Origin of the sequence: Bradyrhizobium sp., from assembly GCF_030654605.1 — a bacterium.
Taxonomy (GTDB): Bacteria; Pseudomonadota; Alphaproteobacteria; order Rhizobiales; family Xanthobacteraceae; genus Bradyrhizobium.
In genome coordinates, this window is sequence record NZ_JAURXB010000073.1 from 1 (window position 1) to 13,942 (window position 13,942).

The following is a 13,942-nucleotide window of genomic DNA, read 5'->3' on the forward strand; positions in this document are numbered from 1 at the left end:
GCGAGATGGCGTCCGGAATATTCCAGCACCATCGCCTCATGCACCATGGTGAGTTCGAGGTGCGTGGCCGGATTGTCGACCGGGATACGCGCATTCTCGGCCAGCGCCACCATGAACAGCGCGATAATCGCCATGCCCAGCGATACCCGCAGCCCGACGTAGGACGAGCCCATGAAGTTGGCGACGGTCGACAACTGCGTCGAGCCGGCGACCAGCGCCATGCAAAACACGATCAGCAGCATCGCCGGCTCCGCCAGTGCCGCGATCATGACCTCGCGGCTGGAGCCGATGCCACCGAAACTGGTGCCGACGTCCATCCCCGCCAGCGCCAGAAAGAAGCGTGCGCTTCCCAGCAGCGCCACGATCGCAATCAGGTCGGCGGTCCAGTTGAAGAGAAGGCCGGTGGCGAATGTCGGCACCAGGGCTGCGGCGACCCAGATCGCCGCGAAGGTCACATAGGGCGTGACGCGGAACAGCCATGAGGCGTTGTCGGCCAGCACCACCTCCTTGCGGAGCAGCCGCAACAGGTCGCGATAGGGCTGAACCATCGACGCGCCCTGGCGGCGGACCAGCCGCGCCTTGATCTTGCGCACGAAGCCGGTCAGCAGCGGCGCCATCAGCAGCACCAGCAGCATCTGCAGTCCCTGCACGATGATGTCCGAGATCACGACCATATCGCGAGCACCAGAAGCAGGGTGACGAGGGTGGCGAACACCAGGCTGAGGTAGCGCCGGATGGTCAGGAACTGCAGAGCATTGAGCCGGTCGGCGGAGAACCCGACCGCGCTGCTGACCGGCTGATACAGCTTCTCCCAGACCAGATCGTGCAATTCGATCCGAAGCCGCGCCGGCCTGGTATCGCCGGGAGCCGGCATGTCGACATGGTCGCGGGCGTGGAACAAGTTCGTGCCGAACACCCGGCGGATCGGCTGCGCGAAGCTGCCGCCGGAATACTGCGCGGCGGGGACGGCATCGGGAAAGCCGCAGCCCCAGGCCGGCGCGCGGCGCAGCGCATGCGAGGCGAAGCGGTGGATGAAATAGACCGCCAGCGAAGCCGAGATCGCGATGAACACCATCACCAGCAATCCGTTATAGGAGCCGCGGCTTTCGCTGACCGGCACGATCGACAGCCAGGGCACATGGGCCTGCACCGGCAGGCGGCTGCCGAGGATTTCGACGGCAACAGGTGAGAGCGCGTCCATCACCGGTCCCGGCAGGATTCCGGCCAGCAGGCAAAGCGCTGCGAGGATGAACATCGCCGCCAGCGAAATGCGGTCGACCTCGACGGCGGTTTCCGCCGCAGGGCTGCGCGGCCGGCCGAGGAAGGTCACGCCGAACACCTTGACGAAGCATGCCGCGGCCAGCGCTGCCGCCAGCGCCAGCATCGCGCCGACCGCGGGCACCATGATCTTCAGCGCCCATTGCGGCAGCTCCGGACTTTGCAGCACGGCCTGGAAGATCAGCCATTCCGAGACGAAGCCGTTGAACGGCGGCAGCGCCGAGATCGCGACGCAGCCGATCAGCACGACGAAGCTGGTCAGCGGCATGCGGTGGATCAGGCCGCCGAGCTTGTCCATGTCGCGCTCGCCGGTCGAGGTCAGCACGGCGCCGGCGCCGAAGAACAGCAGGCTCTTGAAGAACGAGTGGTTGAGCACGTGAAAGAGTGCGGCGGTGAAGGCGAGCGCCGCTGGCAGCTTCTGGCCGTTGGCCTGAAACGCCAGCGCAAGCCCGAGGCTGACGAAGATGATGCCGACGTTTTCGATGGTGCTGTAGGCCAGGAGGCGCTTCAGGTCGGTTTCCATCATGGCATAGAGGATGCCCATCACGGCGGTGATGCTGCCGAGGCCGAGCACGATCACGCTGGCCGGCCAGGTCGGCGGGCCCAAGAGATCGAACACGACGCGGATGAAACCGTAGATCGCGACCTTGGTCATGACGCCGCTCATCAGCGCCGAGACGTGGCTCGGCGCCGCCGGATGCGCCAGCGGCAGCCAGACGTGCAGCGGGACCAGGCCGGCCTTCGAGCCGGCGCCGATCAGCATCAGGATCAGCACCAAGGCTGCGACGTACGGCGTATGCGGCGTGTTGCGGATGGCGGCGAAGCCGTAGTCTCCCGCAGGGCCTGCGAGCAGGCCGAACGCCAGCAGCAGCGCCAGTGTGCCGAAGCTCGCCATGACAAGATAGATGTACCCCGCCCTGGCGTTGCCGGCCTCGCGGTGGTGCGCCATGACAAGCGCCCAGGAAGCCAGCGACATGAATTCCCAGCACAGCAGATAGGAAAACGCGTCATCCGCCAGCACCACCAGGTTCATGCCGGCGAGGAAGGCGGGGAAGAACGGCAGCACCCGGTGCGGCGACGATTCATGGTGTCCGTAGCCGAGGCCGTAAAGGCTGGCCGCCGCGCCGCCGAGATTGACGACGACGAGGAAAAACGCGGCCAGCGCGTCCATGCGGAAATGCGCGCCGAGCCACGGCAATCCGACCGGCAGGATCAGGCCGGCGGCATCGGCCGGGCCGCCGAGCAGCGCGCGCAACGACCCGGCCAGCGCGGCGAGGCAAACGATCAGAGTGGCGGTGTAGACAACCGCGGTCGCGATCTTGCTGCGGCTCAGTGCGATCGCCAGAACCGCCAGCCCAAGCAATCCGGCAACACAAACCATTTGCAGGGCGACCGCCGACATCATCTGCGCGCCCTCGTTCCGCTCGATGCCTTGGTCTCGATCTGATGGTCCAGATAGGTCCGTGACGATCCGGAATTGACCTTCAGCCGCACTCCGCGTCCCCCGGCGCCGCTGACCGCGCCTTCGTCGATCAACTCGATGCCGGCGCCTTCGAGCGCCGTGATCAGCTTCACCAGCGAATCGACATTGCCCCGGACCATCGATTCGCTGGCCTCCATGCGCTGAATGGTCGGCGCGGAAAGCCCGGACAGCTCTGCGAGCTGGCGTTGATCGATGCCGAGCAACACCCTGGCAGCCCGCAATTGCGCCGCAGTGATCATCCCCTTGCCTCGCTGCCGGGACTTCAGCCGATATCAAACATCACCACTGCATCATAACTAATGATGTTAAAGTGTCAATAAGTGATATGTAGGATATCTATTCTAAGGGATGCCTTCGAGGCGATCCGGCAACCGTGCCGCAAAGCCGGCTGATGTCGTGCCGGTCCGATGCGACGGCCGGACGGAAGCGGAAGCCTGGCGTTGAAGGATTTCAGCCCGCGCGCGAGGCGATCGCCGTCATCAGCTGTGGCAGCAGAAGCGGCGTGCCGTCGGAATGCCGCTGCACCCTGACGTCGATCTCGAACACCGTTCGGATCAGGTCATCGGTCACGGTTCGCTCGGGGATGTCGTCGGCCACCTTGACGCCCCGGTGCAGCACGACGATGCGGTCGGCGAAGCGCACCGCCAGATTGAGATCGTGCAGGATCGCGACGACGGCGGTGCCATCAGCCGCGCGGCGGCGCGCGGTCTCCACCAGGTCGATCTGGTGCCGCAAATCGAGGCTCGAGGTCGGTTCGTCCTACAGCAGCAGGCCGGGTCCGTGCACGGCCTCGCCGCAGGCGAGCTGGACCAGCACGCGGGCGAAATGCGCGCGCTGCTGCTCGCCGCCCGAAAGTGTCGGCAGCTTGCGATGGCGGAATTCTTCAAGGCCGACTTCGTGCAAGGCGGCGTCGACCAGCGGCCGGGCGAACGCGCTGCCGGCGTCGCCGGCGCCCATGTGAACGATCTCTTCCACCGTAAAGGGAAAGCTGACGCTGACATGCTGCGACAGCATGGCGCGATGCAGGGCAAGCTGATGCGACGAATATCCCTGCAAATCGCGCTGTTTCAGCCGCACTGCGCCGCTGCTGGCGCGCAGGTCGCCGGAGATCAGCCGCAGCAGCGTCGACTTGCCCGCGCCGTTCGGCCCGACGATGGCGACCGTCTCGCCGGCCTCGACGCGCAAATCGACATGATCGACCAGCGTGGCGCCGCCGATGTCAATCGAAACCGCGCGGGCTTCGAGCAGGGCGGTCACAGCGCCACCAGCCCGCGCTGGCGCAGCAGCATGTAGAGAAAGAACGGCGCGCCGATCGCCGCGGTCAGAATCCCGATCGGCATTTCGGCGGGCGCCACGATGGTGCGGGCCAGCGTGTCGGCGCCGACCAGCAGGATGGCGCCGAGCAGAGCGGAGGCCGGCAGCAGCAGCCGGTGCGCCGGTCCGATCACCAGCCGCAGCAGATGCGGCACCACGATGCCGACAAACCCGACCACACCGCAGATCGAGACCGCGACGCCGGTCATCGCCGACACCAGCACGATCGAGATTCGTTTCAGCCGCTCGACGTCGACGCCGCTGTGAAAGGCCTCGGCTTCGCCGAGCACCAGCACATCGAGCCCGCGCGCGATCCACAGGCACGCCGCCAAGCCGAGCACCAGCACCGGTGCGATGGTGGCAGTCTTGGCCCAGGTCGCGCCGCTTAACGACCCCAGCAGCCAGAACGTGATATCGCGCAACTGGCGATCGTCGGCGACGAACACCAATAGCCCGATGCCGGCATTGGCGATGGCGGCGATCGCAAGGCCCGCGAGCAGGAAGATCGCGATCGAGGTACGGCCGGCGCGGCTGGCGATGGCATAGAGGATCACGGTGGTCGCCAGCGAGCCCGCGAACGCCGCCAGTGGCAGCAATTCGTTCTGCATGAAGCGAAGGCTTTCGCCGAGCCGGCTGTCGGTGAACACGATGGCGGCGGCGGCAAAGAACGCGCCGCCGGAGGATACGCCGACCAGCGCCGGATCGGCCAGCGGATTGCGAAACAGGCCCTGCATGATGGCGCCCGACACCGCGAGCAAGGCGCCGACCATGGCGGCCGCAGCTATCCGGGGAATCCGGATCGACCACAGCACCAGCTGGTCGCGCGACGTCAGCGGATCAACCGGGTGCTCCGGCCAGAAGCCGAGGGCGGCGGGGAGGCGGCTGAGCGGAATGCCCGCGGCACCCACCGTCAGCGCGACGAGGGCGGCGCCCGTCAGCGCGGCGAGCAGACAAACAAGTGTCAGCAAAGCGGGAGGGCGCAGCGACCGTCGCGCGGGCGCCGTCGCGCGGTTGGCTGCCGCAAGCGCGGTCATTGCCGGCAATTGGCCGTGAGTACGGCAGGCGCGAAGGTTTCGGCCTGCGGCGCCAGCGCCGGATAGAGCTTTACCGACAAATCGCGCGCCGCTGCAGCGGTGCGCGGCCCGAAGCCGAGCAGGTAGAGACCGTCCATCGAGATGAAGGCCTTGTTGGCCACGACCGGGGTCATCGCGAAGGCCGGGTGGGCGTAGACGGCTTCGTCCTCCAGCGAATCCTTTCCGCGCTGGATCGACAGCACGACGTCGGGCCTGGCCGCGACGATCGCCTCGTCGTTGATCATCTTGTAGCCGTCATAGCCGTCGATCGCGTTGACGCCGCCGGACAGCCTGATGATCTCGTCGGCGGCGCTCTTGCGCCCGGCGACCATCGCGCGGCCGCTCAGCAGCGATATCACGAACATCACCCGCACCGGTTTTGTCACCTTGGCGCGAAGCTCGCGCAATTGCTCCAGATCGCCTCCGACCACGGCGGTGAGGCAGGCCGCGCGCGCGTCCGCGCCCATGGCGTGGCCGATCAGCCTGATCTTGTCGAGCAGCCCTTGTTCCGAAATGATTTCCGGCACCAGCACCAGCGGCACTTTCGCCGCCTCCAGCACATCCATGGTTTCCTTCGGACCGGACCCCTGCATCGCCAGCACCAGCGAGGGATTGAGTCCGAGCACCCCTTCCGCCGAAAGCTGTCGCATGTAGCCGACATTGGGCTTGTCGCGCAGCGCCGCGGCCGGAAACAGGCTGGTCGCGTCGACGCCGGCGAGGCGGTCTTCGAGGCCGAGCGCGTAGAGAATTTCGGTGATGGCGCCACCGATCGAAACGATGCGCGCCGGATTCTCGATGGTCACGTCGCGGTCGCGCGCGTCGTGCACCGTAACACCGGCGGCGAGTGCGGCGCCGCCGCTCGCGAGGCAACCGGCCACGACCACGGACCGGATCACCGGAAGCATATGATTGCGACAAAAGCTCATTGCCGGTCTCACTTGGTCAGGATCAGTTTGTTTTGGGACGTCAGCCGCAGACGATAGGCGTCCTCGCCATGCGCAATGATGATCTCGCGCTCGCCCGAAAACAGATCGCGGCTGTCCAGTCGATTGCCGGTGACGGTCAGGGATCGCGTGGCGGGAGAGGTGGTGACGGCATGTTGGCCCCCGCGCTCCAGGTCGTCTCGAGAAGCTGCGGACATTTCGTTGCTTGCACCTTTGCACTGGCCGATGGGAGCTGCAGTCTTACAGGTCGATCGAACCGCAATCCAAGAGTTGCAATTTACAATCGATATAAACTGCGCAGTCTTTTTCTTGACCGTGCAGACGCCGGCTCGTAACCAATGATGGCGAGATGCGGGCGGGGTGCCCGCGCCTCGAATTGGTAGCCAGCAAGCAGCTGCATTCGGATGCAGCGCCCGCCAGCCGAGCCCACAACAGATAAACAGGGTTGGGGTTATGATGGCTGACGGGGCTGGGCGTTCGCGCGCCTTGATTTTGGGCGCGTCGATATTTTCATTGTCATTGGGTTTTGCAGATGCCGGATTCGCGCAGACCGCAGCCGCGGATGGCGTCGGCCGTTCGCCGGACCGGCAAAAACAAGCGCAGAAACAATCCAGGCGCCAGCCGAAGCCGCAGAATGTGGAGGCCACGCCCGCGCCGGTCCTGAACGCGCGTGCCCAGATCGGCGGGACGCCGGTGCAGTCGCTCGACACCATCACGGTCGCGGCCTCGAAGACCGAAGAGCGGGCCATCGATGCGCTGGCTCCGGTCAGCGTCGTGACGCTCGAGCAGATCCAGGGGCTGCAGCCGAAGCGGCTGGCGGATATTTTCTACAACGTGCCCGGCGTGTCGTTCCAGGATCGCGGCGACGATCCGGCGACCGCGATCAACATTCGCGGTCTGCAGGATTTCGGCCGCGTTGCCGTGGTGGTCGACGGCGCACGGCAGAACTATCAGCGCTCCGGACACAACGCCAACGGCTCGTTCTTCCTCGATCCGGAACTGGTCGGCGGCGTCGACATCGTGCGCGGCCCGACCGCCAACATCTACGGCTCCGGCGCGATCGGCGGCGTGGTCTCGTTCCGCACCAAGGATATCAACGACGTGGTTCGCCCCGGCGAGCGCTGGGGCGTGGATATGACCGGCTCCTATGGCACCAACAAGGATCGCTGGCTGGGCTCGGTATTCGCAGGCGTTCGCGCCGATCCGAACGTCGATATATTCGGCGGCGCGGTCTATCGCAAACAGTCCAACTACAAGGATGGCAGCGGCGCTGAAATCGGCAACACCGGCAACGAAATCGCCGGCGGCCTGATGAAGCTGACGGTGCGCCCCGCCGAAGGCCATGAGATCAAGCTCGGCACGGTGTTTCAGGACTACCAGTACGACATCGGGCAGTTCAACCGCGGCCCCGTGCTGACGGCGGCACAGCGCGCGCTGTACCAGGGCTCCTCGGTCTATGCGTCCGATACCAGGAACTATACCGGCACGCTGACCTGGAAATACTCCAAACCCGACGACATGTGGTTCGACTGGAACGCCACGCTGTACGGCAATCGCACCGAGAACGACCAGGTCAAGACCTATCACAACAGCACCGCCGGCGCCGCGCTGTGCGGGGCGGGAAATTTCGGCAACAATATCTCCGGTTGCGTCGGCGACAGGCGTGGCTACGTGCTCGACACCATCGGGATCGACGTCAACAATACCACCCGCTTCAATGTCGGCGATTGGCGCAATGCCCTGACATACGGCGTCGATGCGTTTCAGGACAACGTCAAGACCAGCGACAGCCGCGGCAATTCGAACATCACCACGCCGGGCGGCTTGCGGACGGTTTCCGGCGGCTTTGTCCAGTTGAAGAACAATTATTCGACCTGGCTCGAGGTCGTCAGCGCGATTCGCTACGACCGTTACGACCTGGATTCGGCAACCGTATCGACGGGCGGCGATCGTTTCTCGCCGAAGATCACCGTCGGCGTGACGCCGGTGGCAGGCTTCACACCCTATGTCAGCTATGCCGAAGGTTATCGCGCCCCCTCGATCACGGAGACGCTGATCGCTGGCGCGCACGCCACCGGTGGGGGTCCCGCGTTGTTCGTCTGTCCCGGCGGCACCACCGGATTGTTCTGCTTCCTCCCGAATCCGAACCTGCGGCCGGAGGTCGGCAAGAACAAGGAAGCCGGTCTCAATCTCAAGCGTGACGGAATCTTCACCGCCAACGACAGCTTCCGCGGCAAGTTCAACGTGTTCCGCAACGACGTCGAGGGTTACATCGACCTGGTCGGGTCGGCGCCAGTTCCAGTGCCGCCGTTCGGTTCATTCATCCAGTTCTACCAGTACCAGAACATCGCCCATGCCAGGATCGAGGGCTTCGAAGCCGAGGCGATGTACGATGCGGGCACCTGGTTCGTCGGCGTCGCCGGCCACCTGATCCGCGGCAAGAACACACGGACCAATGTTGGCCTGGCCACCATTACGCCGCGCAAGGTGACGACCACGGGCGGTGTCAGGCTGCTCGACCGCAGGCTGGTGCTGTCGGCGCAATGGTCGTCGTTCGGCGCCAACAACGATCTGCCGACAGGCTATCTGCCGTCGACGGGTTACGAACTGGTCAACCTGTACCTGAGCTGGCAGGCGACCAAGGACATCGTCTTCACGGCGTCGGTCGACAATCTGTTGAACCAGTACTACCGGCCCTATGCGATCCCGGGATCCTCGACCGACGGCACCACGCAGAACGACGTGCTGTTCTCGAGCCCCGGTCCCGGCACGGTCTACAAGGCCGGACTGAAAGTTCATTTTGGCGGAGCATGACTCGGACGGACTGAAATTTCAGAACTGATCGCTCCGGCGCCGCGCTGATGTCCCCAGCGCGGCCTCGGCGCGTTCTGGTTATCGCCGACCAGCCCCATTCGTTCCATCGGGCGATGATGCCCCACAGCAGGAGAGTCTTGATGTTTATCGCAATGAACCGTTTCCAGGTGAAGATCGGCTCTGAAAAGGCCTTCGAGACGATCTGGGCGACCCGCGAATCCTATCTCGGCAGCATGGCCGGCTTCGTCGAGTTTCATCTGCTGAAGGGCCCGGTGGCCGACGACCACACGCTGTATTCGACGCATACGACCTGGATCGACAAGGCCGCGTTCGAAGCCTGGACCAGGTCGGATGAATTCCGCCGCGCCCATGCCCGCGCCGACAACAAGACCGGCGAAAGCGTCTATCTCGGCCACCCCAAATTCGAGGGGTTCGAGGTGATCCAGAGCGAGCGCAAGTCGAGCGCAGCGGCCTAGACAAGTCGAGCGCGGCGGCCTGAAGCCACGCGTCGATCCAGAGACCAGCACAAGGAGTTGACCATGTTGAGCACGGACCTCGCCGACCTCAGGGCCCATATGGCGCAAAATCCGGGTGCGGTCATCGAGGACGTGGCGCGGGAGCGTAAAATCGCGCCCCGCGCCGTGATCGAGGCGCTGCCCGCTGAAATGGTGCGGATCGGCCGCGGCGATGCGTTCGTCACCGCGATGCAGGACATCGCGCAGTGGGGCGAGGTGACGCTGATCGTGCACACTGACGACGCGATCTTCGAATTCACCGGCGCGATACCTGCCGGCGAAATCGGCCGCGGCTACTTCAACCTGATGCAGCCGAAAGGCCTGCACGGCCACCTGCGGCACGAGCGCTGCGGCGCCGTCGCCTTCGTCGAGCGGCCGTTCATGGGCAAATCCTCGGCGTTCATCGCGTTCCTCAATGTCGATGGCGGCGTCATGTTCAAGGTGTTCGTCGGCCGCGACGAGACCCGGGCGTTGCGGCAGGACCAGCTCGCACGGTTCAGGGCGCTGGCCGGGCAGATCGCCGCGCCCGCCATCGCCTGAAGGCCGAACCAGGCCGCCGGCCTCATTCGCGGAGCAGCCCCATGCAGCCAACCATGATCGACACCACCCTCGGCCGGATCCGGAAAGCCGTCGCCCTGATCGCGTTCGGCACAGCCTCACTGCCCGGTGCGGCCTTCGCTGCCACCGATAACGTGCTGCTGCCGCGCAACCTGTCGCCGTGGGGCATGTTCGTGAACGCTGATATCGTAGTGCAGGCGGTCATGGTCGGGCTGGCGGTGGCGTCGCTGATCACCTGGACGGTATGGCTGGCCAAGACCATCGAGATCAGCCGGGCGACATCGATCGCGAGGCGAAGGCTGGCCCAGCTCGAGAGCGAGTGCCTGCTGGCCGATGTCGGGCATGACAGCCGCGACGGAAGCGACGCCGTCGCGCAGATCATCCAGTCCGCGGCGCGCGAGGCCAGCCTGTCGGACGGCGGGACCGACGACGGCTTCAAGGAACGCATCGTGCTGCGGCTGGAGCGGGTCGAGGCCGCGATGGCGCGCCGGATCGCGCGCGGTACCGGCGTGCTCGCCACCATCGGCGCCACCGCACCCTTCGTCGGTCTGTTCGGCACGGTGTGGGGCATCATGAATGCCTTCATTGGCATCTCCGAGGCGCACACCACCAACCTCGCGGTGGTCGCGCCCGGCATCGCCGAAGCGCTGCTGGCGACCGCGCTCGGCCTGGTCGCGGCGATCCCGGCGGTCGTGATCTACAACCATCTCGGGCGGTCGATCGGGGCCTATCGCGCGCTGCTCGGCGACGCCTCGACGCAGGTGATGCTGCTGATATCGAGGGAAGGCGACCGCCGCGGCTTTCGCCTGTCGCGGGCGGCGGAGTAGATCATGGGCGCGAGATTTGGCACCCCATCGGGCGGATTCGGCGGACGTCGGCGCGGCGGCGACGACGATCTGGCCGAGGTCCACGAGATCAACGTCACGCCGTTCATCGACGTCATGCTGGTGCTGCTGATCATCTTCATGGTGGCGGCGCCGCTCGCCACCGTCGATCTCGGCGTCGACCTGCCGGCCAGTGCCATCGAACCGGCGCCGCGGCCGGACAAGCCGGTGTTCGTCACCGTCAAGCCGGATCTCACGGTGGCCGTCGGCGAGGACATCATCGCCCGCGATGCCCTGACCGGCACGCTCGATACCGCCACCAACAACAAAAAGGACGAACGGATTTTTCTCCGCGCCGACAAGGCCGTCAGCTATGGCGACCTGATGGAGGTGATGAACCTCCTGCGCAATGCCGGCTATCTCAAGATCGCGCTGGTCGGCCTCGACGGCCGAAGCTGACGGTCATGAACTGACTGACATGAACGCTTTCGTTCTGCACGATACATCCGACGCGACCGCGACCCTGCGCTGGGGCACCTCCGCGACCCTGATCGTGGCCGCGCATGCGGTGCTGATCGGGCTCGGCATGGCCTGGTACACGCAGCGGCCGCCGCCGGGGGTGTCGATACCGACCATCATGGTGGACATGGCACCGGCGACGGCGTCGCCGCAGCCAACGCCGATGGATATCGCGCCGGGGCCCGAGATGCAGGAGGCCGACGCCTCGCCGCCGGTCGAGCAGGCGAAGCCGGAGACGGTGCAGGAGCAACTTGAAGCGACCCCGCCGCAACCGACACCCGAAGTGGTAGCGCCGCCCGAACCGAAGCCGGACCTGATGCCGCCGAAGCCCGACCCGGCCAAAATCGTCCCGGAACCTGTGAAGCCGGTCCCGGTGCCGGAGAAACCGAAGCCGGTTCGCAAGGAAGCCAGAAAGCCGACGGAGGCCCCGCCGGCGCCGCGCACCACCGCGGCGCCCCGGGCCGAACGGCGGGCGCCGGCGGCATCCGCCATCAGTGCGGGGGCCAGCGCGGCCGCGGTAGCCTCCTATAACCAGATGGTCGCGGCGCATCTGCGGCGCTTCAAGCAGTATCCGCCTGCTGCCAGGGCCGCCGGCCAGCAGGGTGTCTCGCGCCTGCGATTCAGCCTCAGTCGGAGCGGCCAGGTATTGTCGAGCGGGCTCGGGGGATCGTCCGGCCACGCGGCGCTCGATGCCGAGACGCTGGCGATGGTGCGTCGCGCTCAGCCGTTCCCGGCGTTCCCGCCCGATATGAAGCAGGCCTCGATGAGTTTCAGCGTGCCGATCCAGTTCTCGGTCCGCTAGCGCGCGAATTGCTCCCCGAAAATAAGACCAGCCCGGTAACCTTGCCGGTCAATAACGGCTGGACTTACCCGTCGCACTTCCTAAATGGGGTGTAGGGTTCTTTTCGGGTATTCAGGAGGCTCGCATGGGCCTGAGCAAGATTTTCGCTGCTATTCTCGGCGCCACGCTGGTGGTGTGGAGCGGCCTGTCGGCCGCGGACGAATACCGTCCGGGCGAGCTTCTCACGCTCGACCTCACCAAGGCGGTGCTTTCGCCAAAACCACTGGGACCCGCCACGCAATTCGCGCCGGTCCGGATCGAGGCGCGCGCCGAACGCGCCAACCCGGCGCCGTCAGCCCGTGTCGCACGCGGCATCCCGGCGAAAACCCATATCGCGCATCAGAACGTGGACAAACCGCGCGGGGCCTCGCGCACGAAATTGGCCCGGCGGCACGGCAATCCGCTCGATGCGCAGGCATCCGATACGCGGATTCAGGTGTGGCCGTGCCGGTCAGGCGCCATCTGCAACTGGAAGTGATGCATCGCCGCAGTCAGGCGCACGCTTATCAGGGCGCCACGAACAGATAGCCGGCGAGCACGAGCAGCACGGACAGCACCGTGATGACGCCGAGTACGGCGGCGGCGATCGCAAGCAGTCCGTGGGAATCCAGCCATCGTTGTAGTGCGTTGCCCATTCTCATTGCTTTGCGACCCGATCCCGATTTGCAGTTTGGCTGGCGGGCAGGCTATCAAACAGAGCGCCCGGTGTCCTAGATTATCCTTCAACCACTTTCCCTCAACCGCCCTTCCATCGAGCGGCATCGCGGCTTGCCGATCGGCGGTTTCAGGTCGTCAGGAGCACTCCATGGAATATCTGCAAACCCAGGGCATCAGCCTGCCGCGGCTTGGCCTCGGCACCTTTCGCCTGCAGGGCGATGCCTGCCGCGTGGCGGTCGAAGGCGCGCTCGGCCTCGGTTACCGGCATATCGACACCGCGGAAATGTACGGCAACGAGGAAGCCATTGGCGATGCCATCGCCGCATCCGGTGTGGCGCGGGAAGATCTGCACGTCACCACCAAGGTCTGGCATGAAAATCTCGCGCCGGATGGCATCCGGCACGCCTTCGACGCCAGCCTGAAAAAGCTGAAGCTCGACCATGTCGATCTTTATCTCGTGCACTGGCCGTCGAAGCGCATGAACCTGCCGGCGATGTTCGAAACCCTGGCCATGCTGAAACAGGAGGGATTCACCCGCGCCATCGGCGTCGCCAATTTCAACCTCGCGCTGCTCAGGACCGTGGTCGAGGACATCAAGGCGCCGATCGCCTGCAACCAGGTCGAATATCATGTGATGCTCGACCAGACGCCGCTGCGCCAATATCTTGCTGCCAGATCCATCCCGCTGGTGGCCTATTGCCCGCTGGCGCAGGGCCGGGTGACGTCGGACCCGACGCTTATGGCGATCGGCCGCAAGCATGGCGCCAGCGCGGCGCAGGTGGCGCTGAAATGGCTGCTCGATCAGGACGGCGTCGCCGCGATCCCGAAAGCGTCGCGCGCGGAAAGCCAGCAGGCCAATCTCGTCGCGCAGAATATCGGGCTCGATGACGAGGACATGAAGGCCATCGCCGCGCTGCCGAAAGACAGGCGCTGCGTCAATCCCGGCTTCGCGCCGGCGTGGGATTGATGTTTCTCACCGTCTCCCCTTGTGAGGAGAGGGTGAGGCTCCAGGAATTGCTCATGAAAAAAGCGACGACACATGAGGACGTGTGGTCGCTTCGCCAGGCCGGATGACCGCTTGCAGCCTGGCAAACTCTTCTAACGAGGGCTGTGCTTCTCGGG

15 protein-coding genes and 1 pseudogene are annotated in these 13,942 nt (G+C 65.5%); 8 read left to right on the top strand and 8 right to left on the bottom strand.

Annotation, left to right across the window (positions count from 1 at the left end):
* The 7 genes and pseudogenes from Q7U29_RS07595 to hemP all read right to left on the bottom strand — a co-directional run.
* Positions 1 to 674 (bottom strand): respiratory chain complex I subunit 1 family protein (locus Q7U29_RS07595; protein WP_304740067.1); only part of this gene is annotated, 674 nt, incomplete at its 3' end.
* Positions 665 to 2,683, bottom strand: coding sequence for a hydrogenase 4 subunit B (gene hyfB / locus Q7U29_RS07600; protein ID WP_370691713.1), 2,019 nt, complete (start codon positions 2,681 to 2,683; stop codon positions 665 to 667). The genes Q7U29_RS07595 and hyfB, both read right to left, overlap by 10 nt.
* Entirely contained in the window at positions 2,680 to 3,000 is a 321-nt protein-coding gene (locus Q7U29_RS07605; RefSeq protein WP_304740069.1) for a helix-turn-helix domain-containing protein, read from the bottom strand. The genes hyfB and Q7U29_RS07605 overlap by 4 nt, the downstream gene beginning before the upstream one ends.
* 211 nt (positions 3,001 to 3,211) lie before the next feature.
* A pseudogene (locus tag Q7U29_RS07610) lies at positions 3,212 to 4,018 on the bottom strand (heme ABC transporter ATP-binding protein).
* On the bottom strand, positions 4,015 to 5,109 hold the full coding sequence (locus tag Q7U29_RS07615; protein ID WP_304740071.1) for an iron ABC transporter permease: 1,095 nt from the start codon (positions 5,107 to 5,109) through the stop codon (positions 4,015 to 4,017). Before Q7U29_RS07615 ends, Q7U29_RS07610 begins: the two are co-directional and overlap by 4 nt.
* Positions 5,106 to 6,074 carry a hemin ABC transporter substrate-binding protein gene (locus Q7U29_RS07620; RefSeq protein ID WP_304740073.1) on the bottom strand — a complete coding sequence of 323 codons (969 nt, stop codon included), beginning with the start codon at positions 6,072 to 6,074 and terminating at the stop codon, positions 5,106 to 5,108. Before Q7U29_RS07620 ends, Q7U29_RS07615 begins: the two co-directional genes overlap by 4 nt.
* An 8-nt stretch (positions 6,075 to 6,082) precedes the next feature.
* Positions 6,083 to 6,289: a hemin uptake protein HemP gene (gene hemP, locus Q7U29_RS07625; protein WP_304740075.1), complete on the bottom strand. Its 207-nt coding sequence runs from the start codon at positions 6,287 to 6,289 to the stop codon at positions 6,083 to 6,085.
* 259 nt (positions 6,290 to 6,548) lie between these two features.
* On the opposite strand from hemP, the gene Q7U29_RS07630 reads away from it, so the two are divergent.
* The 7 genes from Q7U29_RS07630 to Q7U29_RS07660 all read left to right on the top strand — a co-directional run bounded on the left by Q7U29_RS07630 (position 6,549) and on the right by Q7U29_RS07660 (position 12,641).
* Positions 6,549 to 8,906, top strand: a complete 2,358-nt coding sequence (locus tag Q7U29_RS07630) for a TonB-dependent hemoglobin/transferrin/lactoferrin family receptor (protein ID WP_304740077.1) — start codon at positions 6,549 to 6,551, stop codon at positions 8,904 to 8,906.
* Positions 8,907 to 9,046: 140 nt separating this feature from the next.
* Positions 9,047 to 9,382 (top strand): antibiotic biosynthesis monooxygenase, encoded by a 336-nt coding sequence (locus tag Q7U29_RS07635; protein ID WP_304740078.1) that lies wholly within the window; start codon positions 9,047 to 9,049, stop codon positions 9,380 to 9,382.
* Positions 9,383 to 9,445: 63 nt separating this feature from the next.
* The gene (gene hutX / locus Q7U29_RS07640) at positions 9,446 to 9,961 is read left to right on the top strand and encodes a heme utilization cystosolic carrier protein HutX (protein ID WP_304740081.1); all 516 of its coding nucleotides are present in this window, start codon (positions 9,446 to 9,448) and stop codon (positions 9,959 to 9,961) included.
* Between the two features lie 53 nt (positions 9,962 to 10,014).
* Positions 10,015 to 10,806: a tonB-system energizer ExbB gene (gene exbB, locus Q7U29_RS07645; RefSeq protein ID WP_370691716.1), complete on the top strand. Its 792-nt coding sequence runs from the start codon at positions 10,015 to 10,017 to the stop codon at positions 10,804 to 10,806.
* Positions 10,807 to 10,809: 3 nt separating this feature from the next.
* Positions 10,810 to 11,262 (top strand): TonB system transport protein ExbD, encoded by a 453-nt coding sequence (gene exbD / locus Q7U29_RS07650; RefSeq protein ID WP_304740085.1) that lies wholly within the window; start codon positions 10,810 to 10,812, stop codon positions 11,260 to 11,262.
* A 19-nt stretch (positions 11,263 to 11,281) separates the two neighbouring features.
* The gene (locus Q7U29_RS07655; protein ID WP_304740087.1) at positions 11,282 to 12,124 is read left to right on the top strand and encodes a TonB family protein; all 843 of its coding nucleotides are present in this window, start codon (positions 11,282 to 11,284) and stop codon (positions 12,122 to 12,124) included.
* Between the two features lie 124 nt (positions 12,125 to 12,248).
* Positions 12,249 to 12,641 (top strand): hypothetical protein, encoded by a 393-nt coding sequence (locus Q7U29_RS07660; protein WP_304740088.1) that lies wholly within the window; start codon positions 12,249 to 12,251, stop codon positions 12,639 to 12,641.
* 28 nt (positions 12,642 to 12,669) lie between these two features.
* Here the strand turns inward: Q7U29_RS07660 and Q7U29_RS07665 are convergent, their stop codons facing one another.
* Positions 12,670 to 12,798, bottom strand: coding sequence for a hypothetical protein (locus Q7U29_RS07665; protein WP_304740090.1), 129 nt, complete (start codon positions 12,796 to 12,798; stop codon positions 12,670 to 12,672).
* Between the two features lie 170 nt (positions 12,799 to 12,968).
* Here Q7U29_RS07665 and Q7U29_RS07670 point away from each other — a divergent pair, with 170 nt between their 5' ends.
* Positions 12,969 to 13,787 (top strand): aldo/keto reductase, encoded by an 819-nt coding sequence (locus Q7U29_RS07670; RefSeq protein ID WP_304740092.1) that lies wholly within the window; start codon positions 12,969 to 12,971, stop codon positions 13,785 to 13,787.
* The last annotated feature ends 155 nt before the right edge of the window (positions 13,788 to 13,942 follow it).